At 51.2% G+C, this 21,754-nt stretch carries 19 protein-coding genes and 6 tRNA genes; 12 read left to right on the top strand and 13 right to left on the bottom strand.

All coding sequences use genetic code 11. The features are described 5' to 3' along the window. The first annotated feature begins 1 nt into the window (after position 1). The 4 genes from DXV75_RS14845 (at position 2) to DXV75_RS14830 (ending at position 2,850) form a co-directional block, all read left to right on the top strand. Positions 2 to 301 (top strand): YciI family protein, encoded by a 300-nt coding sequence (locus DXV75_RS14845; protein ID WP_115594209.1) that lies wholly within the window; start codon positions 2 to 4, stop codon positions 299 to 301. Positions 302 to 557: 256 nt separating this feature from the next. Continuing rightward, positions 558 to 842 (top strand): PepSY domain-containing protein, encoded by a 285-nt coding sequence (locus DXV75_RS14840; RefSeq protein ID WP_245953251.1) that lies wholly within the window; start codon positions 558 to 560, stop codon positions 840 to 842. A gap of 2 nt (positions 843 to 844) precedes the next feature. Next, a complete protein-coding gene (locus DXV75_RS14835; RefSeq protein ID WP_115594208.1) occupies positions 845 to 1,519 on the top strand; it encodes a response regulator transcription factor in 675 nt (224 codons plus the stop codon). Then, the gene (locus tag DXV75_RS14830; RefSeq protein ID WP_115594207.1) at positions 1,516 to 2,850 is read left to right on the top strand and encodes an ATP-binding protein; all 1,335 of its coding nucleotides are present in this window, start codon (positions 1,516 to 1,518) and stop codon (positions 2,848 to 2,850) included. Before DXV75_RS14835 ends, DXV75_RS14830 begins: the two co-directional genes overlap by 4 nt. Here the strand turns inward: DXV75_RS14830 and DXV75_RS14825 are convergent. Continuing rightward, positions 2,847 to 3,893, bottom strand: coding sequence for an AI-2E family transporter (locus tag DXV75_RS14825; RefSeq protein ID WP_181898445.1), 1,047 nt, complete (start codon positions 3,891 to 3,893; stop codon positions 2,847 to 2,849). The genes DXV75_RS14830 and DXV75_RS14825 overlap by 4 nt on opposite strands. An 81-nt stretch (positions 3,894 to 3,974) precedes the next feature. Between DXV75_RS14825 and folX the strand changes: the two genes are divergently transcribed. Beyond that, entirely contained in the window at positions 3,975 to 4,340 is a 366-nt protein-coding gene (folX, locus tag DXV75_RS14820; protein WP_115594205.1) for a dihydroneopterin triphosphate 2'-epimerase, read from the top strand. 44 nt (positions 4,341 to 4,384) lie between these two features. Further along, a complete protein-coding gene (locus DXV75_RS14815; protein ID WP_115594204.1) occupies positions 4,385 to 5,278 on the top strand; it encodes a TIGR01777 family oxidoreductase in 894 nt (297 codons plus the stop codon). A gap of 50 nt (positions 5,279 to 5,328) precedes the next feature. Here the strand turns inward: DXV75_RS14815 and DXV75_RS14810 are convergent, their stop codons facing one another. Beyond that, positions 5,329 to 7,854: an ABC transporter permease gene (locus DXV75_RS14810; RefSeq protein ID WP_115594203.1), complete on the bottom strand. Its 2,526-nt coding sequence runs from the start codon at positions 7,852 to 7,854 to the stop codon at positions 5,329 to 5,331. Position 7,855: 1 nt separating this feature from the next. Then, the gene (locus tag DXV75_RS14805; protein WP_115594202.1) at positions 7,856 to 8,551 is read right to left on the bottom strand and encodes an ABC transporter ATP-binding protein; all 696 of its coding nucleotides are present in this window, start codon (positions 8,549 to 8,551) and stop codon (positions 7,856 to 7,858) included. A gap of 15 nt (positions 8,552 to 8,566) precedes the next feature. On the opposite strand from DXV75_RS14805, the gene DXV75_RS14800 reads away from it, so the two are divergent. Together DXV75_RS14800 and DXV75_RS14795 are read left to right on the top strand one after the other, a co-directional pair. Next, on the top strand, positions 8,567 to 9,232 hold the full coding sequence (locus tag DXV75_RS14800; RefSeq protein ID WP_425451715.1) for an arylesterase: 666 nt from the start codon (positions 8,567 to 8,569) through the stop codon (positions 9,230 to 9,232). 192 nt (positions 9,233 to 9,424) lie between these two features. Beyond that, complete coding sequence (locus tag DXV75_RS14795; RefSeq protein ID WP_115594250.1) at positions 9,425 to 10,594, top strand: peptidylprolyl isomerase; 1,170 nt, start codon at positions 9,425 to 9,427, stop codon at positions 10,592 to 10,594. A 282-nt stretch (positions 10,595 to 10,876) separates the two neighbouring features. Here the strand turns inward: DXV75_RS14795 and DXV75_RS14790 are convergent, their stop codons facing one another. The 5 genes from DXV75_RS14790 to DXV75_RS14775 form a co-directional block, all read right to left on the bottom strand. Beyond that, complete coding sequence (locus DXV75_RS14790; RefSeq protein ID WP_115594201.1) at positions 10,877 to 12,151, bottom strand: amidohydrolase family protein; 1,275 nt, start codon at positions 12,149 to 12,151, stop codon at positions 10,877 to 10,879. Further along, a complete protein-coding gene (locus DXV75_RS14785; protein ID WP_115594200.1) occupies positions 12,148 to 13,566 on the bottom strand; it encodes an amidohydrolase in 1,419 nt (472 codons plus the stop codon). The genes DXV75_RS14790 and DXV75_RS14785 overlap by 4 nt, the downstream gene beginning before the upstream one ends. A 100-nt stretch (positions 13,567 to 13,666) precedes the next feature. Then, the gene (gene dusC / locus DXV75_RS14780; protein ID WP_115594199.1) at positions 13,667 to 14,617 is read right to left on the bottom strand and encodes a tRNA dihydrouridine(16) synthase DusC; all 951 of its coding nucleotides are present in this window, start codon (positions 14,615 to 14,617) and stop codon (positions 13,667 to 13,669) included. A gap of 140 nt (positions 14,618 to 14,757) precedes the next feature. After that, on the bottom strand, positions 14,758 to 14,925 hold the full coding sequence (locus DXV75_RS17130; RefSeq protein ID WP_181898444.1) for a hypothetical protein: 168 nt from the start codon (positions 14,923 to 14,925) through the stop codon (positions 14,758 to 14,760). Between the two features lie 116 nt (positions 14,926 to 15,041). Continuing rightward, on the bottom strand, positions 15,042 to 15,953 hold the full coding sequence (locus tag DXV75_RS14775; RefSeq protein ID WP_115594198.1) for a M14 family metallopeptidase: 912 nt from the start codon (positions 15,951 to 15,953) through the stop codon (positions 15,042 to 15,044). Positions 15,954 to 16,130: 177 nt separating this feature from the next. Here DXV75_RS14775 and DXV75_RS14770 point away from each other — a divergent pair, with 177 nt between their 5' ends. Then, positions 16,131 to 16,907 (top strand): polysaccharide deacetylase family protein, encoded by a 777-nt coding sequence (locus DXV75_RS14770; protein ID WP_115594197.1) that lies wholly within the window; start codon positions 16,131 to 16,133, stop codon positions 16,905 to 16,907. Between the two features lie 91 nt (positions 16,908 to 16,998). On the opposite strand, the gene DXV75_RS14765 is transcribed toward DXV75_RS14770, so the two are convergent. From DXV75_RS14765 to gltX, 5 genes are all read right to left on the bottom strand, one after another. Continuing rightward, positions 16,999 to 17,074: transfer RNA gene (locus tag DXV75_RS14765), tRNA-Glu, on the bottom strand. Positions 17,075 to 17,313: 239 nt separating this feature from the next. Then, positions 17,314 to 17,389: transfer RNA gene (locus tag DXV75_RS14760), tRNA-Glu, on the bottom strand. Positions 17,390 to 17,582: 193 nt separating this feature from the next. Further along, a tRNA-Glu gene (locus tag DXV75_RS14755) sits at positions 17,583 to 17,658 on the bottom strand. A 122-nt stretch (positions 17,659 to 17,780) separates the two neighbouring features. Next, positions 17,781 to 17,856 (bottom strand) — tRNA-Ala (locus DXV75_RS14750). A 99-nt stretch (positions 17,857 to 17,955) separates the two neighbouring features. Then, a complete protein-coding gene (gltX, locus tag DXV75_RS14745) occupies positions 17,956 to 19,362 on the bottom strand; it encodes a glutamate--tRNA ligase (RefSeq protein ID WP_115594196.1) in 1,407 nt (468 codons plus the stop codon). 252 nt (positions 19,363 to 19,614) lie between these two features. Between gltX and DXV75_RS14740 the strand changes: the two genes are divergently transcribed. The 3 genes from DXV75_RS14740 (at position 19,615) to DXV75_RS14730 (ending at position 21,732) form a co-directional block, all read left to right on the top strand. Further along, positions 19,615 to 19,690: transfer RNA gene (locus DXV75_RS14740), tRNA-Val, on the top strand. Between the two features lie 127 nt (positions 19,691 to 19,817). Further along, positions 19,818 to 19,893, top strand: a tRNA-Val gene (locus tag DXV75_RS14735). Positions 19,894 to 20,115: 222 nt separating this feature from the next. Then, positions 20,116 to 21,732: a response regulator gene (locus DXV75_RS14730; RefSeq protein WP_245953249.1), complete on the top strand. Its 1,617-nt coding sequence runs from the start codon at positions 20,116 to 20,118 to the stop codon at positions 21,730 to 21,732. Positions 21,733 to 21,754 lie beyond the last annotated feature (22 nt).

The following is a 21,754-nucleotide window of genomic DNA, read 5'->3' as shown; positions in this document are numbered from 1 at the left end:
AATGTATTACATGATTTGCGCCACCGATGTGGAAAACAGTCTGGAAAAACGCCTCGCAGCCCGCCCGGCTCATATTGAGCGGCTTGAAGCGCTCAAGGCTGAAGGACGCCTTCTGATTGCCGGCCCGTTCCCCGCCATCGACAGCCCGGATCCCGGGCCTGCCGGATTCACCGGCTCGCTGGTTGTGGCGGAATTTGACTCTCTACAGGCTGCGCAAGCCTGGGCCGCAGCCGACCCCTATGTGGCGGCTGGTGTTTACGCTGACGTTGTGGTCAAGCCTTATAAAAAAGTGCTGCCCTGAGCCTCAGGGCCAGGTCGCAATACCTGGCCCCCTTTTTCCAAAGTCTTTTTTCGTATGACAGGCATGGTGCGCTCGCATCGCATTTATGGCGCCGTACAACCCCAATCCCAATTCAGGCACGATTCAGTTGAATTTGCTATTCTGTTAGCGCATTGTACCTGTAATACAATAAAGCCAATGGCTGGCGGCAACTTATCAATTCCGCCCATAAAAATAAAAAATAGCAGTGTATGTCCATAAACACGTCAGAGGGGTTATGAAAGGTTCAAAAGGATCCTGGTTTGCCATGCTGTGGCTGGTCTGCATTTCGGTGCTGGCTGCACCTGATGCGCATGCACAACAGCAAAACGGCAATGACAACAAAACCATCGATAAGGCCCAGGCTGCGAAGCGGGCCGCTCAGAAAGTGGATGGCAGGGTACTGCGTGTGGACCAGAGCGCCAACAAGTACCGGGTCAAGGTACTCAAGAAAAATGGCCGGGTAGTCTCTGTAGACGTCGACAGACGCTCCGGCCAGGTAAAACCCGTTCAGGAGCAGTAACAATGCGGATATTGATTGCCGAGGATGACAGCCGGCTACTCACTCAGTTAGACACCCTGATGCAACAAAACGGCTACAGTGTCGATTTGGCCGACAACGGTAATCATGCGCTGTACCAGTTAAAGGAATACCCTTACGATTTGGCCATCATAGATATAGGCCTGCCCTTGCTGGACGGCTTTGATGTCATCCGTCAGGCAAGACAGAGTGATGTGCGTTGCCCTGTCCTTATCCTCACGGCCCGTGACCGCTGGCAGGAAAAAGTTGAAGGGCTGGATGCCGGTGCCGACGATTACCTGACCAAACCGTTTCATAATGAAGAACTGCTGGCCAGGGCAAAAGCCCTGATCCGCCGCGCTTCCGGGCAGGCCAACCCAACCATACAGCTTGGCCCCATATCACTGGACACAGTGGCCGGAGAAGTACGCCTTGACGATGCCCCCCTTGAGCTCACAGCTTATGAATACAAGGTGATGGAATACCTGATGCTGAACCCGCAAAAAGTGGTCTCAAAAACCGAACTCACCGAACACATTTACGACCAGGATTTTGACCTCGACAGCAATGTGATCGAAGTGTTCGTGGGCCGATTGCGCAAAAAGCTCGACCCCTCAGGTACCCTCAAACCAATCGAAACCCTGCGTGGCCGAGGCTACCGAATCAATCGTCAATTATGAAGGAAGTCTCGCTTCGTGTTCGCTCTGTGATGCTGGCCGTTGTGATGCTGGGGTTATTCATCCCCACCACAACAGTGATCCTCGACAAGGCATACACCAGCAGCCTGATCCAAGCGAAGCTCAATGAGCTCAAACTCATGAACCTGGCGCTGGTTTCGGCATTCGAACTCGACGGCGCCATACCCTACATGCCTGAGTTACTGTACGAAGAGCAGCTCAACATACCCGATTCAGGGTACATGGGCCTGATTGTGTTTCGTGACAATATAGTGTGGCAGTCGGCGTCCGCCCTGCACCACCCGATGAGCTCACCACCACCCGCGCCCGACGTTGGGGAGGAACGCTTTCTGAGCCAGTACCCTGCGCCGTTTGATGAACAGAAGGAATACTTTGCGTATGCCTTCACTGCAGAGTTTGCCTCACAGGCTGATTTTGAACCTGTGCACTTCTACATTTTTAACGACAAAAGTGAATTTTCCGCTGAACACAAGGCCTTTTTGGGCACAGTGTGGCAAGGCATGCTGATACTGGCCGCAGGCATGCTGGCGCTGCTGTTCGTGGGCATGAACCGGGTCCTTGCGCCGGTGCGGGCTCTCATCAGCGACATCAAGCAAACCGCCAGAGGAGAGCAAAACACGCTGGAAGGCAATTACCCGGTGGAATTTGACGGGCTTAAAAACAGCATTAACCAACTGCTGCAGTTTGAAGCACAACAGCGCAGCCGCTATAAAAATCGCCTCGGGGATTTGGCCCACAGCCTGAAAACGCCGCTGGCGGTTGCTATGAATACCGAAAATCTGCCCGTCCAGGCAAAAGATGCCATGCAACACATAAACCAGCTAATACAGCGCCAGCTAAAACGGGCCTCAGCTGGCCAAAGCGGTTGGCAAACTGCTGTAACCATAGGCCCGATTGCACATAAAGTCTGTGCCGCGCTGAACAAAGTATACCAGGACAAACGCCTGCAAATTGAACTCACCGACGACGCTAACGCCCGGTTTCTGGGTGACGAAACTGACCTGATGGAATTACTCGGCAACCTGCTCGATAACGCCTGTAAAGCAGCTCGAAAACGGGTGCACCTGACGCTGCAAAACCATGCCCGCTGGTGTGAAATCCGAATTGAAGACGACGGCCCAGGCATTCCTGAAGAGAAGCGTACCAACCTGCTTAAACGGGGCGAGCGGCTCGACACCTACACCGAAGGGCAAGGCATCGGTCTGGCGGTGGTCAGCGACCTGGTTGATATCTACCAGGGCCGCCTTAAAATCGAACGTTCTGCAACTCTTGAAGGGGCCAGCATAACACTGGAATTCCCCTACCCGGATTAAACCGCTGGCTGTTGCGGTGCAGGTTCCGCCTCGCTTGAGAGCAGCACTGCAAGCCATTTACTCTCTTCCCGCGATTCCAGTGCAATTTTTACCACCATGGTCAGCGGAACCGACAACAGCATACCAACGGTACCCAGCAACCAGCCCCAGAATATCAAAGACAGAAATACCACCAGCGTAGACAGCCCCATACCCCGCCCCATCAGCCGCGGTTCAACCAGGTTGCCCATAATGGTATTAACCAGCACAAAACCAAGTGCAGCAAGCCCTGCAGAGGCAAGACCGTATTGTACGAAGGCGATGAGCACCGCGGGTAAGGCGGCGATGATGGAACCAATATTGGGAATGTAATTGAGCATAAAGGAAAGCACAGCCCACAGCATGAAATGATCCACATCCATAACATACAGCCACACGCCGATAAATACACCGGTAGCCAGGCTGACCATGGTTTTGATGGCCAGATAACTGTTCACAGAACGAATAAAGCGGTCGATGTGCTGCATTTTCATTTGCGGATCAGCCATTGCAATATGCAGGCGTTGGGGAATGCTTTCGGCTTCAAACAGCATAAATATGACTGTCAGCAGGATCAGAAACAGGTTTGACAGCACGCCCCCCATGCCGGTGATAAAATTGGTCGCCATCGACATGGCATCTCCGGGGTCGAACTGGTTGGTAAGGAGTTCCTGATTAAGGTGAATGTTATAACCCGCCAGTTTATCCACCAGCCAGGTAAATTCTTCCGACAGCTGTTGCCGGTATTCTGGCAGATTCGCGCGGAATTCAGACATGGACTGACCTACCAGCCCTGCCAGTAAAAATCCAAAAAACACAATAAGCAGTATTACAAAAAACACCGACGCCCAACGGGGTATCCGGTGACGTGACATCCAGTTAATCAGCGGACTGCAGGCTATGGCAATAAACACCGAAAGAAAAAACGGTACCATTATGGCGCTGGCGGCTTTTACCCCGGCCATCACCACAACTAAACAAGCCAGAACAATCAAGACCTTGGCAGTAGGAGATTTCAGTTCCATAATCACACAAAATAATTCAGACCAGACTCAACGCTAGCAAATTTATTACTGCATGGATACCACCAGATAAAAGAGAGAAAGATGCAACTGAATCAAGCCACAATTAAAATTAAAAATCTGCGACTGCGCACCTACATCGGCATAAACGACGACGAAATCCGTAATAAGCAGGATGTGGTAGTGAACGTGAAAATTCATTACGACGCACAGCGAGCCACCGATTCCGACAACATGGACGATGCGCTTAACTATAAAACCGTAACCAAGGCGATTATCCGGCTGGTTGAAGACAACCGCTTTTCCCTGCTGGAGAAGCTCACTTCCGACATACTCGAAGTGGCATCCCAGCACCCCTGGGTCACCAGCGCGGAAGTCGAAGTGGACAAACCCCATGCATTGCGTTTTTCTGACTCGGTTTCTTTGACCCTGTCCTGCAGCAAGGCGTAGCAATCTTAACCGACCGACATGCCTGACCCGCTCAAGGAGGCTATGTGAACATACTGATGACTGGCGCGACCGGACTGATTGGCAGACATTTCATTGCACGTTTTGCCTCGCAATACCGTTTTACGGTGTTGAGCCGCAACCCTGAGCGCGCCAGACAATTGCTCAGCAATGTAAACACCATCGGTTCGCTTGGTGAACTAAACGATTTGAGTGACTTTGATGCTGTAATCAATCTTGCCGGCGAACCCATTGCAGACAAACGCTGGACCTCCAGGCAAAAACAGCGCATTTGCGAGAGCCGCTGGTCGGTTACAGAAGAACTGGCAACCGCAATTCGAGCATCCGAAAAACCACCGTCGGTGTTTATCTCTGGCTCAGCGATTGGCTTTTATGGTCGCCAGGGGCCGGCCCCGGTAACGGAGTCCCGCCATCAGGTGCACGATGAATTTACCCATCAGGTATGCCGTAAATGGGAAGAGCTGGCATTGACTGCACAATCAGCAGAGACGCGGGTCTGCTTGCTCAGAACCGGAATTGTGCTGGCGAAGGACGGTGGTGCACTGGAAAAAATGGCGGTGCCATTTCATTTCGGGCTGGGCGGTAAACTGGGAAGCGGTGAACAGGTTATGTCATGGATCCACATAGACGACATGGTTGAAGCAATGCAATTTCTGCTCACCCATCCCCAATGCCAGGGCCCTTACAATCTGACCGCGCCACATCCGGTCAGCAACCGCGAATTCACCAAATCTCTGGGCAGCGCACTGCACAGGCCTACATTTTTCACGGTTCCGGAAACCGTACTGAAACTGGCTTTGGGTGAAACCTCCGAACTGCTTCTAAGCGGCCAGAGTGTGTTGCCTGATCGCCTGCAAAAAGCCGGTTTCGTGTTCAGGTACGAAAGATTGCCATCGGCACTCAACGCGATATTCAGCTAACCACGAAACCCGCTCAGAAAGCGTTCAGTGCTTTCGTAGCAACGTCCGGTTCAGACCATTCGTCGCAACAGCTGAACCGTATTCAAGGATAACAACCGCCAGCACCCCAAAGCACCGAGCACTCCAACCACACAGGCCCCCACAACCGGAGCTATCAGCCAGTAAGGCAGGTGAAGTGAGGCCTGCATCTGAAACACCTGGGTTTGCAGCATGTATAAACTCAGTTCATTGGTAACCGCAGCCATAAAGCCGGCCACTAGCCCAATGATGATGAATTCATTAATCACACTGAGGCGGATGAGACTGCCCCGCGCCCCAAGTGTGCGCAAGATCGCCAATTCCTGTTGACGCTCGTCCATGCTCGCCTGCACCTGGGCTATCAACACCAGACTGCCTGCGGCCAGAACCAGCACAAGAATAAACTCCACTGCCAGCGAAACCTGACCGACAATATCCCTTAGCTGGTTAATACGGGTGTCCACATCAAACAGGGTAACCGAAGCAAAAGGTGCCAGTAGTGCTGTCAGCTCCGCTTTCCGTTCTGCGGGCAAATGGAAACTGGTGATGTAGGTTGGCGAAAAAGCCTGCATGGCTGAAGGCTCAAGCACAAAAAAGAAATTGGGTTGCATGGTTTGCCAGTTCACTTCCCGAAGACTGGTCACCCTGGCCTGGATCACCTCACTGCCAATATTGAAGGTAAGCACATCTCCAAGGCCAATATCGAGTCGCCCGGCGATTTCCTTCTCAACGGACACCTGGTGCAGAGTATCACTCTGCTGGGTAGGCTCGCTCCCCTGCCAGCTACCTTCCACAATCCGGTTCTCTTTTTGCAGAGTGTAACTCCAGGTCAGATTGGCTTCGCGCCCCAGCCCCTCTCGCCCTTCGCGGGGGCCTTGCTGCTCCTCCTTGGTGATCTCGGTATTGACCTGCTCGTCGTTTACCGCAACAAACCGCCCCCGTACAACCGGGTAAAAATCCTCCACACCCACGCCTTGCTGGGTGAAATGAGCCGACAGTCTGTCTTTTTGTGTATCGGTAATATTGCTCAGAAAATAGTTCGGAGTACCTGCGGGCAACTGGGCCTGCCACTGAGCGACCATATCATTGCGCATCACCAAAACCACCAGCAGCAGCATTATGGTTATGGAAAAGCTGATCAGCTGCACGCTGTTGTCCATAGCCCGGCGGCGAATGCGCGCCCACGCAAGTTGCCAAGGCCCCATACTTCCACTGCCGAGTTTGCGGCCTACCGAGATCAGGCCAAAGGTTACCGCCATTAACCCTGCCACCAAAGCAATACCCGACGCAAACAGGATCATACTGATACTGAGGTCGCGGCTATAGGCCCACATCAATAAAAATACCGCTCCACCTGACGCGACAAACTGCAGAGTCCGGGAACGCAATCCCGAATCCAAATCCCGCCTGAGAACCCGCAATGGAGGCACAGAAAACAATCGCATCAGAGGGTACAGTGAAAAAAGCAGCGCACAAACCGCGCCGGTGAATACCGCGATGGCAACCGGCCGCCAGTGCCATACCCCTAGGGACACATTCACCTGTTCAGCCAGGGCTATTACTACCACCTGTTGAATAACCACGCCAATGATAATGCCCAGTACAATGCCCAGTAACGCAATCAACATTACTTGCAGGAGGTAAATCTTGCGGATCATGCTCTGGCTCGCACCCAGCGTTTTCATCACCGCAACAGGGTCAAAATGTCGTTGACTGTATCTCTGCGCCGCAACCGCTATCGAAACCGCGGCGAGCACAATCGCGAGCAAACTGGCCAGCAGAAAATAGCGTTCGGCGGTTTCTACCGAGCGGCCTATGGGAGAATCGTCATCCCCCACCGAACGCCAGCTGTGCAGTTCGTCATTCAGTTGTGGTGCCAGCCACTCAAAATAAGTATCCAGTTTGTCTGGCTGGCCGGAAAAATACACTTTGTAGGTCACACGGCTGCCCGGGCCGGTCACGTTGGTGGTGGCCAGGTCTCTGAGGTTTATCAGTACAATAGGATCAGTATTGAACACACTGAATCCGGCATCGGGGACTTCGGCCAGCACCCGGGTAACGGTAAATTCACCATCGCCCAGCTCCACCTTGTCGCCCAGGCTTACGTCCAGCAGCTGAAACAGACGGGAATCAAGCCATGCCTCACCCGCATCCGGCATAGTGTCAACGCCATAGGTTGAGCCAAACGGCGCATCAGAAACTTTTACTTCGCCCTTGAGCGGGTATTCCGCACTTACCGCGCGCAAATCCACCAGGGACATTTCATTTTGGCCGAATGCCATTGAACGGGTACTGACCTGTTGGGCAGTAGAAAGCTGACGGCTTTGTGCAACCTCAATCCACACTTCATCAATGGGATAACGGGAACGCAGCTGGCTGTCAGCAGCCAGAAAGGCTGCCGAACGTTCCGTTAGCGCTCCCTGAAGGCGCTCACTGAATAGTGACAGCGACAAAACGGAAGCCACAGACAACACAATTGCCGCCAGAATAATGGTAAGTTCTCCGCGACGCGCCTCGTGGCGAAACAGGCGCCACGCCAGGCTGACAGATACCCCCATATCAGCTCGCCTCCCGTTTTTCAGATTCGCGGGAAGTGGCCTCAGTAAGCTTGCCCCCCTGCATCACCAACTGACGATCGCACCTCTGTGCAAGTTCCTCGTCGTGCGTTACCAACACCAGGGTAGTACCCACTTCCCGATTCAACCTGAACAACAAATTTTCAATTTTGTGGCTGTTGGCCGCATCCAAATTTCCGGTAGGCTCATCAGCAAACAGGATCCGTGGCTGACCAATGAACGCCCTGGCAATCGCCACGCGTTGCTGTTCTCCCCCCGACAACTGATTGGGGTAATGATGTGCACGGTGCGCCAACCCTACCTGTTCGAGAATTTTACCGGCACGGCCTTTGGCATCGCCCAGCCCGGCTATTTCTGCTGGCAACATGATATTTTCAATCGCGGTCAGGCTCTGAACCAGCATAAAGCTCTGGAAAATAAACCCGACTTTTTCCCCTCTCAAGCGGGCCCGGGCTTCCTCTCCCATCGTGTGCAATGGTTCACCATCAAGCCAGATTTCTCCATGGCTCACCTCATCCAGCCCGGCGAGCAAGCCAAGCAAAGTAGATTTACCCGAACCGGAAGCTCCGACAATCGCCACCGACTCTCCTGCCTTGACTTGAAAGGAAATTGGCTGAAGGATCTGCAAAGGACCCTCGCTCGTAGTCACTATCTTGGTAATGTGCTGCGTTTTAATCATATAGGAGTTGCCACTGTGGTGTTTTGTCATTATTCCGGTCGCCGTACGTACTGGGCTTTCTTGTTGTTATTAATACCATTATTCGGCTTTTCAGATCACCTTCACGGGTCTGAACAGCGAACACAGTCATCGTACTCGTTACTGGTTCTTGGTGATAGCTTAAGCGCAGGGTACGGTCTTGAACAACAACAAGGCTGGGTAAGTTTGTTACAAAATCTGTGGTACAACGAGGGTATTCAGATCGACGTGATAAATGCTGCGATAAGCGGGGAAACCAGCGACGGTGCTCTGGCCCGTTTACCCAGGCTGCTGGAACAGCACAGGCCCAGCCATGTGCTGATAGAGTTGGGCGGCAATGACGGCCTGCAGGGCCATCCGGTAACCAAACTGAAGTCCAACCTGATTCAAATCGTAAACCTTGCCCAGGCAGCAGGGGCAGAAGTGTTCCTTCAGGACATGCAAATACCCACCAATTACGGTAGGAGGTATACACAAATGTTTGCCGACGCCTATGATGAGGTCGCCCGGGTTCAGAATGTACCGCTGTTGCCGTTTTTTCTCGAATCCGTCGCGCTCAATCCGGAGTTGATGCAGAATGACGGCATCCACCCCAACGCACAGGCACAACCTCAAATTGCCGAATTTATGCGCCAACAGTTAACTCCGCTGATAGTTGAGTAGATATTTAGCGCCTGATTAATACAGTCGTTAGTAATCACTCTCGTTTACCCTTAGACTGAATAACGTGCAAAGTATCGACTATCCGGCGGAGTTAACCCTTTGCCGGTTGTCAATTGTTAATTATTCGTATAAAGTTCAGCGCTCAATTTACGCCCTTCTTCAGTTTCAACAATATTAGAAGTACATAATCCTATGATTTACAAAAAGCTTTCTGCTTTCTTTAAGGGCACGGCTGTCTCTACTGCCCTGCTGACTTCCTCGGTATACGCAACCGAAGTTACGATGGAAACCAATATGGGTAACATCGTGATCAACCTGTACGACGAATCGACCCCTAAAACCGTCGAAAACTTTTTGGATTATGTCAACAAAGGCAGATACGACACCTCCTTCATTCACCGTTCTGTCGATGATTTTATTATCCAGGGCGGTACTTTTAAGTGGTCCATAGAGGGCGAACAGACCAAGGAACAGGCCAACCGTGTTACCGTGCGTCAGATTGATGAAAGTGACGACGATGACAACGATGTGTTTGTAGTTGATAACGAGCCATTGTGGTCAAACCTTAAAGCCACCATCGCCATGGCAAAAACGTCTCAGGAAAACAGTGCTACCTCCAGCTGGTTTATTAACCTTAGCGATGAAAATGCAGAAAACCTGGATCTGCAATCCAATGGATTTACTGTATTCGGTGAAGTTATTGAAGGTATGGAAGTTGTGCAGGCCATAAATGACCTGCCCATCTACTACGTCAACTCCACATTTGCTGAAATTCCACTGCAAAATTTCGACGCTGGTTCGAGCTTGAGTGGTGAAAATCTGGTTTATATCAGCCGGGTAACCGTCACCGATACAGCGGTTGATTCCGCCAAAGACCTTAACCCTACCCAAAACACGCTGATTTACGATCAAAACATGGAATTGATTGCTGAAGTAAAGAGCATCATTTCAGAGTACATTGGTTCTGCACAGGGGTATCTGGAGCGCGCTGAAACCGCTTTTAAGGCAGCTCAGGCTATTTCTCAGGAAAAGGCCGATATAGCAGCTGCGGCTGTTATCAATATCGAGCAGAAACTGCTTCAACTGGACGAGCAACTTAAAGCTGCCGAACAGTTTGTGGTTGATGCTGACAACGCCAAAACCAATGAAGAAACCGTCCTCGCGATTGTTGAGATCCGTGAGCAGGCCATTGAAGTCTACTACGAGGCCTATGACTCAGTAAGTGCCGCCTATCAGGCTGCCGTATCTGCGGAAAATGCTGCTGAAACGGAGCAGAAAGAAGAGAGCGGAGGTGGTTCCCTGTCCTGGTTCCTGCTGGCTCTGGCCGGTTTGGTTGTTACCCGCAGAATCAAGCAAGCGTAATCTCTGACATTCACGTAAATTGCCAGTCAATGCGACTGGCAATTTTTTTCACTCATCCGATTAATGTGCTCGCCCAAAGGCGGTAAAACCGGCCGAGAACTCAACTCCAAAGTGCAGTAATATCGAATCCAGCTGTACTGCATCCTTCCCGAAATACAGCATCCTGTTTTTAAGCGCCGGCATACCGCGCAGGTTTTCCGAGATTGGATAAAAAAATCCGATACCTCGAACCGGTACCGGATTTGGCAGTTAACGCAGAATCAACTCATGCCGTCCCTGAAATCAAGGACGGATGTAATGGCTCGATGGATTACCGGTTGTCTCGTAGAGCTTCATATAGCGATCCCGCAACCGGGATTGCCTGGAAGTCATTTCAATCGGTTCACCGTTGATGAATACCTGTTCCGCCGTTTCAGTTATCTCCAGTGGGTCGCCACTCCAGACTACCAGGTCAGCGCGCATTCCCGGCGCCAATGCGCCAATCTGGTCAGCAACACCGAGGATACTGGCGGGTGCACTCGTAAGGCTGGCAATCGCACCCTCATGAGATAAGCCATTGGCAACCGCGTTTCCTGCGTGCTGGGTGGCCAGCCGAATGTTGTGCGTGTCCATACCGATGGCCATAACCACACCTGCAGCCTCCAGTCTTGCCGCATTTTCCATGGTAGCTCCGAGTTGATCGAAATTACCTGGCAGGTTCATTTGCGGATTCAATACAACCGGAATTTTGCTCGCTGCCAGTTCATCGGCTATCCGCCAGCCTTCCGTAGCGCGCAACAAAGCCAGTTTCAAGCCAGGGTGACGCTGTTTGAAAGCAATCACCTGACGGATATCAGCCACTCTGTCCGCCTCCATGTACAACACGGTTTCGCCCGCAATAACCCCCTTAAGAGCCTTCAGGTCGGCTCGGGTGTTCATGCCATACCACGGAGATTCAGGGCCTGGCACCCTGCCTTCTGATGCTTCCTGAAGCGCCTGCTCCAGTGCCACCCACAGCGCTGCTCTTGAGCCACCAAATCCGTCAGCACCCTGGCTGCCCACGTTCACCACCATAAAAGCTTTAGGTTTGATAAGTGGTGCACCTGTGCCAAGGGTTATCACTGCGCCCTGGCCATTGAACAACTGGTGAGTATCAGACAGAGTTGTCGCTGCCGCAGTAAACCCTTCGATACGGGAAACCCCGATCACGGTTGAGTCCGGGTTCAGCGCATAGCTGACATCCAGTGCAGCTCCGGTTTTTGAAATTGGCGTTGGTTCCGCCGTTGCATCAACGGTACCAGCCCAGGAAGCCACTTCCACCAACCCCAGGGATGTCAACGCGCCAATAAGGCCTGGCGTGACAACTTTACCGCTGGCGTCATATTGTCGATAACCGGCAGGAACTTCCGTTCCTTCGGTGACACGCTCAATTTTGCCATCGCGAATAAGCACCGTCGCGGATTCAAGCACGCCCTGCTCCGTCTGGGTAAAAACCTTTGCGCCAACAATTGCCACCTGTTGAGCCGATGCAGTCGCACTCAGAACAGCTGCTGTCAAAAATGCCATCAATGTTTTCATTTTGCGTCTCCTTCGGTTGGCTGCCCTACTTCGAAATCACTCACCGGCCAGCTGATACTGTCGTTGAGGTCGTACGCCAGGCCGCCATCAATATAGACGCGCTCTGCTTTGGTGTAAGTGGAGAACGGATTGCCATTCCAAAGCACGATATCGGCGTTTTTACCCGCTTCCAAAGAACCTGTCTGGTCAAAAATGCCGAGCGATTTGGCTGGGTTTGCGGATATCCACTGCCAGGCATCCGCCATGGAAATGTCAATTCCCGCTCGTTTTCCGTCGGCCCAGGTTTTGGCCGCTTCCTGATTGAGTCGCTGAATTCCCAAATCGTCATCGGAATGGACTATGGCACAGGCTCCCGCAGCATGAACCATGGGTACGTTTTCCAGAATGCCGTCATAGGCTTCCAGCTTGAACCCCCACCAGTCTGCCCACATCGCAGCGCAGACGTTATTGTCTTTCAACTTATCTGCAATTTTGTAAGCCTCTACGGCATGGTGAAATGTCGTGATCTGGTAATTAAACTCTTTCATCAGGTCCATCATGGTGACCATTTCGTCGGCGCGGTAACAATGCATATTGACACGAATGTCGCCCGTCAATACGCCTGCCAGGGTTTCCAGATCCAGGTCCCGCTTGGGTGGTTTTGGGTTCAGCCCGGCGTCATAATCGGCCTCATACCGCTCCCACTGTCTGAGGTAATCCTGAGCGTCGGACCAGGCCTTGCGGTACCCTTTAACGTTGCCCATGCGGGTCATCGGGCCACCCTTCTGGCCATACACCCGTTTGGGGTTCTCGCCGCAGGCCATCTTCATGCCATAGGGTGCATCCGGAAACTTCATCGCCTGCATGGTGCGATTGGGTATATTCTTGAGCACCACAGACCGCCCACCGAACAGATTGCCGGAACCGGGTAATACCTGCAGGGTAGTCACCCCTCCTGCCAGTGAGCGGCTGAAGCCAGCGTCCTGCACCCACACCGAGTGTTCGGCCCACACTCCCGGAGTGACCGGACTGACCATTTCGTTGCCGTCTGCTGTTGAACCTACCGACGGTGACGGATACACACCAAGATGGCTGTGATTATCGATAATGCCCGGTGTGACCCACTTGCCCTTACCGTCAATCACTGTCGCGCCGTTGGGTATCTCAATATTATCCCCAAGAGCGACTATCTTGCCGTTGGCAAAATGAATCATCCCCTGTTCAATCTGATTACCTATCCCATCAATAATGGTGACATTGGTGATCACCGTGGGTGAGCCAGGAATGGGCTGATAGGTACTGGGGTAAGGGTTGGAGTCGATACTGAACTTTTCTGCCTGGCTGGGTTGCTTGGCATCGTTGTCACTGCAGCCTGGCAGCAACATGGACAACGCACAGGCAGCCAGCACAGCTACACGTGAAGGAGTGTGTTTCATAGAGTGTTCCGTTGTTATAGGTTTATTTAACCGGAGAAAAACAAGCCCGGTTAAGACTTAAACTAACCAAATAATGCAACGGGAACAAGCACTGCCGCGCTTAAGCGACCAGGTGCTGCGAGGATTGACGTGCCAGTACGGCCACAATTTGTTCAGCGTCATTGAGACGACGTATCTCATCGAACACAACAGCGGCCTCGCGGTACTGGCGACGCAGATAACCAAACCACTGCTTGATGCGATTGGGATAATACCGGCCTTTGTCGCCGTAAATTTCATAACCGGAATAGCGTATCAGCAACTGCGCCACTTCCGGCCAGGTCATCGGAGCTTCCTCATATTTGATGCACCGGGCCAAATTCGGCATCGCCAGCGCGCCGCGTCCGACCATCAGGTTGCTGCACGCGGATTCCAGCTGACAGCGTCGGGCATCCTCAGCATTCCAGATTTCACCGTTGGCAACCAGAGGAATGCTTGTATGCTGCTTAATTTTGGCGATCCAGTCCCAATAAGCGGGCGGCCGATAACCCTCGGTTTTGGTTCTGGCATGCACAACCAGTTGACTGGCTCCGGCTTCCGCAATGGCGCAGGCATTATCAATCGCCAGTGATTTGTCTTCGTAACCCAGGCGAATTTTTGCCGTAACCGGAAACTGTGAAGGTACTGCTTCACGCACGGCTTTCACAATGGCGTACAGGGTTTCTGTCTCTTTCAGCAGAACTGCCCCACCCTTGCTTTTATTCACCGTTTTGGCCGGACATCCGAAATTCAAATCAACCCCTGGCGAACCCAATTCCACTGCAGTCACAGCATTTTCTGCAAGCCACTGAGGATGCTGACCTAACAATTGCACTCTTACTGGCACGCCAGCGGGCGTCATACCCCCATGATGCAGCTCCGGACACAGCCGGTAAAAGGTTTTGTTTGGCAGGCGCTGCTCAACAACCCGTACAAATTCAGTCACACACAAATCGAACCCGCCAACCTGAGTCAGCATGTCACGCATAAGGTGGTCAACCACACCTTCCATCGGAGCGAGCATCAATTTCATTCGGGTATAACTTCCAGACAAATATAAACCAACAGTACCCTATAGGGCAGCCGGGTATTTTAGCAGAGCAGAGAAAGGATTAATAATGTTTGAGACTGGCGTCTAAGCGGGTTTCACGCACTACTGGAAAGGTCGGTTGCCTATTCAGCAGCCAGCGAGTTTTCAGCCGCCTGTTTTTGACACCAGATACACACATGAACGCCATATTGCCGCTGCAGAAATTCCGTGAATGCCTGCTCGTCGTCACATTGGTGCTGAACAAGCTGCTGACGAGTACCGGTAAAAATGAGTGCAGTAAACTGAAACACGACAAGGCCTCCCGTTGTTGGAAGGCGTAATATACATTTAGACGTCTATACTTTCAAACATCCAGACATCTTATTTTGCAAATTCCAGCAATGTTACCGCACATGCCCAGAATGGTTTACGCATTTGCGCGCACATACTCCAGACCACCGGTGATAGCAGCAATCTGTGCCTGGTTGCACTGTTCTGGGCTGGCGCTGGGGCTGTCCGGATAAACTTCCGTGGTGGTAACGTATTTGGCATCAGTTACACCTCCGCACAGAAACAACGCTTTTTTGTCGTAGCAAATCACCCCGTCTGAGACCAGATCGGCACCGATGATTTTGCCATTTTCATCTGCTGGTGCGATGTGGGTAACCTGGCGCACCGATTCAATGATGGCCTGCTGGAACGCAATCTGCGGGTTGGACGTATTCGCTACCAGGTAAAATCCATCCGGAATGTTCCAGTTATCGTTGAATACGCCGTCCCGCGCAGCCAGTGCCGGGCGAAACTCCGAATTATCCGTATCGGTGGTTTCGTGTAAATCGATGTGCATATCGATTTTCAATGCCAAGTCATCAAGCAGCGTTATCACCTGCTCCGATTCGGGTGCGCCGCTGCCCTTGCGAAAAGAGCGATTCGGGTCCAGCGCCAGCGGGTTCCAGCGATTGATGGTTTCATAGCCCCAAGGGCTAACACAGGGCACCACAATAAAATTAAAATGATTAGCATAGGAAGCAAGATGCTGGTTGATAAACTGCAGTGCGCCCTGTACCCCACTGGTTTCATAACCGTGAACGCCTCCGGTAACCAGCACAGTAGGGCGGCCGGCATCCGGGCTGGAAGTTACCACCGCATAGAGAGGGTAACGTGCTTTGTCATATGGCAAGGCACCGTATTTGAGAATATCAAAACCCGCAAATTTATCGGGTAATTTGTTGACAACCTCCTGTTGGTAGCTGCGTTTGATACTCTGTTGTTCCAGCCACAGCTGCTTTTCCTGTTCACCCCAGGGCTGACCGGGTGTACCTATGGGATATTGACGCATGATAGCTCCAAGAAATTCATTTTGATGCGCATACTATCAGGGATCAGAAAACAACTGTCAGTGTTTCACCCTGGTTAACTGCCCATTAACGGAAAGTTGACTAAACAAGTTTGCTTTCCAGATTAGAAAGAGTGATTTTCGTACTGCCTAATCCATTAACAATGGCTGAATGGAAAAATGAACCTAAAAGCATTTTTGCGCCAATGCATCACCCTAGTGATTTCTGTAATCCCGCCGGGGGCGTACAGTGCCAGTGAGCAACAGATGGGCGTCAACCTATCCTATGATGACAGTTTAGCCAGCCAGTTAGAATACGCACTGCCGGCGCTGCAAAAACATAAAATTACCGCTTCCTTCTATCTGGTTCCCACATACCCAGGTCACATTCCACACATCGAAGAATGGCGACGAGTGGCGCAGTTAGGTCATGAATTGGGTAATCACAGCCTGACCCACCCATGCCGAAGCAGCAAACCCGACCGGGAATGGGTTTCTGCTGATAACGATCTCGATCTCATTTCCGCACGGCAAATGGCTGAGCAAGTCATTGCAACCAACCAGGCACTTTTCGCATTGGACGGCCGTCAACGTCGCTCATTCACTCCCCCCTGCCTTGATATACTCGCCGGCGGTAAAAACTATTTACCGTTGATCCAGAATGCGGTTAGTTATGTCAAAGGAGTTGGCTTGCCGGAAGGTGCGGAAACAATCTGGGCTCCCTCGGACGTCAGCGGAGAGGAGATGATAAAATTTATTGAAAACCAGCCTCACCATGTCAAAATCGTCACCCTGATTTTCCACGGAGTGGGAGCCAACTATCTGAGCGTAAGCACTAGGGCGCACGAAACCCTTGTGGCTTATTTGGCAGATCACCGCCACAAATATTACATCGACAGCTACCAAAATGTACGGGACTGGTATCAGCGAACGTATGGCTCTTTCGAATCCAATTAAGGCTTGTTGATAAAAGCAAACTCTGGCTCAAGGACTTCTCATCCCGGCAGGCACGCAAAAAAAAACCAGCCCGATGGCTGGTTTTTTCAAATGGCGTCCCCTAGGGGATTCGAACCCCTGTTACCGCCGTGAAAGGGCGGTGTCCTAGGCCTCTAGACGAAGGGGACAGAAATTTGGATAAGTGAAGCTTCGCTTCACTGAATTTCTGTAAGGCGAGGTGAGCCGGCGAACCGAGCGACCTTATCTCTTACTTAAATTCTGTCACTGCATCCTGCAGATTTTTTGTAAGGCGAGATTCCATTATTAGGAATCAGGCGACCTTAACCTAAGAACTTTAGTTCCCTGAGCAAATATCCATCACTTGCTCTGGGATAAAAAAGACCAGTCACATGACTGGCCTTTAATATGGCGTCCCCTAGGGGATTCGAACCCCTGTTACCGCCGTGAAAGGGCGGTGTCCTAGGCCTCTAGACGAAGGGGACAGAAATTTGGATCAGTGAAGCTTCGCTTCACTAAATTTCTGTAAGGCGAGGTGATCCGGCGAACCGAGCGACCTTATCTCTTACTTAAATTCTGTCACTGCATCCTGCAGATTTTTGTGTAAGGCGAGACTCCGTCTATCGGAATCATGCAACCTTAACTTAAAAGCAGTTACCGGACTGCAAACCGTAAAAATGGCGTCCCCTAGGGGATTCGAACCCCTGTTACCGCCGTGAAAGGGCGGTGTCCTAGGCCTCTAGACGAAGGGGACAGAAATTTGGATCAGTGAAGCTTCGCTTCACTAAATTTCTGTAAGGCGAGATTCCATTTTAATAGGGATCGTGCGGCCTTAACCTAGAATACTTCGCATCACTCACTCATCGTTAAGAAAAGTGGTGGAGCCAGGCGGGATCGAACCGCCGACCTCTTGCATGCCATGCAAGCGCTCTCCCAGCTGAGCTATGGCCCCATCTCATGAACATTCACCCGTTTAGTTTTTCGTGTGACTGTTCCGTGACAGCGGGGCGCATTCTAGGCAGGACCATGGATCATGTCAACGCTTTTTTTATCATTTTTCTCTGTTTGCTATAAAAGTAAGCGCTTTGTCTATTCTCTCGCCAATTTTCTGTTTGGAGAGCAAATTCAGGGTGATATCCAGCGACGGAGAGTTACCTCCGCCCGTGACTGCCACACGCAATGGCATGCCTACTTTACCCATGCCCACATCCAATTCTTCTGCTGTGGCATTGATGGCCTGCTGGATATTTTCCGGGTTCCATTCTTCAATGGAAAGTAACTTCTCTTTCACCAGTGCCAGGGCATCTTTGGCGACCGGGCGTAAATGCTTCTTCGCCGCATTTGCATCAAACTCTTCAAAATCCTGAAAGAAATAAGTACTGATTTCTGCCAGCTCTTTTAATGTTTTCACCCTGTCAGCCTGAATTTGAATAACAGACTCCAGCGCTGGGCCGGTATTTATATCCACACCCATTTGCTCGAAGTGCCATTTGGCATGGCTGGCCACCTCACTGGCTGGTGAACTTTTGATGTAATGCTGGTTCAGCCAAATCAGTTTCTCGGTATTAAATGCGGAGGCTGACTGACCAATATCATCCAGACTGAACAGTTCAATCATCTCATCCAGTGAAAAGATTTCCTGATCACCATGAGACCAGCCCAGTCGCACCAGATAATTAAGCACAGCCTGCGGAAGAAAACCGTCATCGCGATATTGCATCACACTGACCGCACCATGACGTTTGGACAGTTTTTTGCCGTCGTCACCCAGAATCATAGATACGTGAGCGTATTCGGGAACAGGCGCACCCAGTGCCTCAAGAATGTTAATCTGGCGCGGCGTATTATTGATATGGTCTTCACCCCGCACAACGTGGGTGATCCCCATATCCCAGTCATCGACGACTACACAGAAATTGTAGGTAGGTGTACCGTCAGAACGCTGAATGATCAAATCGTCCAGTTCCGTATTGCTGATTTCAATCCGGCCACGCACGTGATCATTGATGACCACCTTACCTTCAAGAGGGTTTTTAAACCGCACCACATAAGGCTGCCCTTGCGGGTGATCGGTTCTGTCCCGCCAGGTTCCCGGGTAACGGGGTTTCTCGCCACGGGCTTTTTGATCTTCACGGACAGCATCAAGCTCTGCTGCACTCATAAAGCATTTATAGGCTTTGCCCTCATTCAGCAAAGTCTGGATCAATTCTTTATAGCGGTCAAAACGCTCTGTCTGATATACAGGGCCAGTATCCCACGTCAGCCCCAGCCAGTTCATGCCATCCAGGATGGCCTGTTTGGCATCTTCGGTGGACCGTTCCAGATCCGTATCTTCAATTCGAAGAACAAACTCTCCCCCCTGATTCTTCGCATATAACCAGGAGTACAGAGCGGTGCGGGCGCCACCAACATGAAGATACCCAGTAGGACTGGGAGCAAAACGGGTCACAACTGACATGGATTCTCTCTTGCTTTGTGATTAGGTAATAAAAAACCCGCGCATTCTACCAGTCTCCGCAGGTGTGAAAAACCGATTTAATGGCTTTAGCACGGCTTTTCAGGCCACGATTCGGTGAATAAACCGCCAAACACACCGCATTTGATGATAATTCGCGCAATCAGTAAAAGAATTAAAATTTAGTTGTTGACAGTCTCTGAAGCAACCCTATAATACCGCCCCACTTACCCAGCACGGGTAAGCAAACAGCGGGGACGCTTAGCTCAGTTGGGAGAGCATCGCCCTTACAAGGCGAGGGTCACTGGTTCAAGCCCAGTAGCGTCCACCACTCTTTAGTTGGGATTCGTTGTTGTATATCGGTAATAAAGACGTAACCGTTCACTGGTTCAAGTCTTTCAGACCGAGCCGCAGCAGACGTCCACCACTTTAGTTCCGTTGTTTGCAGCACACAATATGGACGCTTAGCTCAGTTGGGAGAGCATCGCCCTTACAAGGCGAGGGTCACTGGTTCAAGCCCAGTAGCGTCCACCATCTCTCTTCCATCTAAATCAACTCTGTTTTAAAAATTAACTGAAGTCTGTCACCAGTTGTACTGGTTCAAGTCGTTCCGACCGAACCACAGTAGCGTCCACCATCTCTCTTCCGTCTAATTTTTCTATTATCTACGACAAAAATCCGCAAACTACCGTAACTCTAAGTTTTTTCAGTTCTTGGACGATAACAGTCAAAGGCCGATAAAAGAGAAGCAGAGTTGTGATCCACTACAAACTGGCCAGGGAACTGCGAATTCTGATCATTGAACATCAGATTTTTTCCAAAGGCTACCTGCGTTATTCCATGGAAGAACTGGGGTTTCGCAATATCGATTACACAAAAACAGCCAACGAAGCGAAAGAAGCGCTGAACACAGTGCGCTATGATCTCATCTTGTGTGCTTACGACCTCAAAGAGGAACAGGAAGGCTATTTTCTGTACACTGAACTTCTGGAGCACAAGGCCCTGCCCCCCAGTACAGCCTTTGTGTTTATCAGCGCAGACACCTCACCGGACATTGTCAATTCCATCGTAGAATTGCAGCCGGACGACTTTATCGCCAGGCCTTTTTCAGTGAAAGATCTCGATAAGCGCCTATCCCGGCTAATTAAACGCAAACAGGCACTGAAACCCGTCTATACCTGTGTAGAGAAAAATGCACTGGATGACGCCCTTTTTCAGACAGAACAATTCCTGCTGGAGCCTAAAAATGCCGAGTTTTTTCCGGTAGCATTGAAATTAAAAGGGGAACTGCTGTTAGCCTGCGGTCAATTTGAGGCTGCCCGTGAATTTTACCTGGCTATTCTCAACGTACAAAAGTTCACCTGGGCACAAATAGGGCTGGTGAAGTGCCACATTCATTTAAACCAGGATGAAGAGGCGGAAAAGCTCATTCTGGCTCTGGCCTTTCAGAACGATTCGAAATTGGTTGCATACGACTTGCTCAGCGCATTAAAAATTAAGCAGCAGGAGTTTGATGACGCTCTGGAATCGGTAATGGAGGCAGCCCAGCTGTCGCCAAGAAATATTCAGCGCCATCGCCACGCCATGGATTTATCGCGGCTGACACATGATTACGAAAGTCGGTTTGAAGCTGCCAAAAAGATTATCCGCTTTGCCAAAAATTCAATTCACGACACACCGGAAGTGTATTTGAGCGTTGCACGAGCGGGTATTGACTATGCAATGACAGCAGATGAAGACCAGACCCAATCATTGATTCGGCAGAGTAAAGAGTACCTGAAACGCCTGCGTAGCCGCTTTTCAGACGATGAGTTAACAGAACAACTCAAAGTCATAGATGCCCGATTACTGTATTTGCAGGATGAAACCGAAAAAGCTCTGGCTCTGTTAAGTCAGCTCAGCGACGACGGCTGGGGCGATGAGTGCGCTGAAGCCTTGCTAGACAAAGCCAAGGCATTTCACACTTTGGGCTTGCAGGAACACGCGCTGACCATTCTGGATACCATCGATCGACGCTGTAATGAGGCTCCCCCGGAGGACAATCTCTTTTTGAGTTATATCCGCATGGAGCGGCAGGAAAAGGCGGCCATTGCCCTTCCTCCAAGAGCCCTGAACAATCTGGCGGTGAACCAGTATCAGCAGGGCGATATCCATGCTGCGCTTGAAAGCTTTCGCCAGGCTTTCACCATTATGCCTAAAAACCCCGCCATCGCGCTAAATTTGCTGCAAGCCATCGCGACCAACAACACGCAATCAGACTCTGACGATAAGAGGGTCCACGCCTGCATGAAAATACTGGAAAGCAACCCTTTAAGCGCCGAACAGGAACAACGGTACCTCAAAATTCGTACACTTCTGCAGGACTGGGGGTGAATATCCTAGGGCCTGGCGGGAA

Source organism: Alteromonas aestuariivivens, from assembly GCF_003367475.1.
GTDB lineage: Bacteria > Pseudomonadota > Gammaproteobacteria > Enterobacterales > Alteromonadaceae > Alteromonas > Alteromonas aestuariivivens.
Note: the sequence above shows the minus strand (reverse complement) of the source record. Positions and strands in the feature narration are given on the sequence as shown.

Bases quoted from the DNA above. Each gene is read 5' to 3' on its own strand.
- DXV75_RS14845 (WP_115594209.1), top strand. From the start codon at position 2: ATGTATTACATGATTTGCGCCACCGATGTGGAAAACAGTCTGGAAAAA.
- DXV75_RS14770 (WP_115594197.1), top strand. From the start codon at position 16,131: ATGAACCTAAAAGCATTTTTGCGCCAATGCATCACCCTAGTGATTTCT.
- DXV75_RS14825 (WP_181898445.1), bottom strand. From the start codon at position 3,893: ATGGAACTGAAATCTCCTACTGCCAAGGTCTTGATTGTTCTGGCTTGT.
- DXV75_RS14795 (WP_115594250.1), top strand. From the start codon at position 9,425: ATGATTTACAAAAAGCTTTCTGCTTTCTTTAAGGGCACGGCTGTCTCT.
- DXV75_RS14790 (WP_115594201.1), bottom strand. From the start codon at position 12,151: ATGAAAACATTGATGGCATTTTTGACAGCAGCTGTTCTGAGTGCGACT.
- folX (WP_115594205.1), top strand. From the start codon at position 3,975: ATGCAACTGAATCAAGCCACAATTAAAATTAAAAATCTGCGACTGCGC.
- DXV75_RS14785 (WP_115594200.1), bottom strand. From the start codon at position 13,566: ATGAAACACACTCCTTCACGTGTAGCTGTGCTGGCTGCCTGTGCGTTG.
- DXV75_RS14805 (WP_115594202.1), bottom strand. From the start codon at position 8,551: ATGATTAAAACGCAGCACATTACCAAGATAGTGACTACGAGCGAGGGT.
- gltX (WP_115594196.1), bottom strand. From the start codon at position 19,362: ATGTCAGTTGTGACCCGTTTTGCTCCCAGTCCTACTGGGTATCTTCAT.
- DXV75_RS14775 (WP_115594198.1), bottom strand. From the start codon at position 15,953: ATGCGTCAATATCCCATAGGTACACCCGGTCAGCCCTGGGGTGAACAG.
- DXV75_RS14830 (WP_115594207.1), top strand. From the start codon at position 1,516: ATGAAGGAAGTCTCGCTTCGTGTTCGCTCTGTGATGCTGGCCGTTGTG.
- dusC (WP_115594199.1), bottom strand. From the start codon at position 14,617: ATGAAATTGATGCTCGCTCCGATGGAAGGTGTGGTTGACCACCTTATG.
- DXV75_RS14810 (WP_115594203.1), bottom strand. From the start codon at position 7,854: ATGGGGGTATCTGTCAGCCTGGCGTGGCGCCTGTTTCGCCACGAGGCG.
- DXV75_RS14840 (WP_245953251.1), top strand. From the start codon at position 558: ATGAAAGGTTCAAAAGGATCCTGGTTTGCCATGCTGTGGCTGGTCTGC.
- DXV75_RS14835 (WP_115594208.1), top strand. From the start codon at position 845: ATGCGGATATTGATTGCCGAGGATGACAGCCGGCTACTCACTCAGTTA.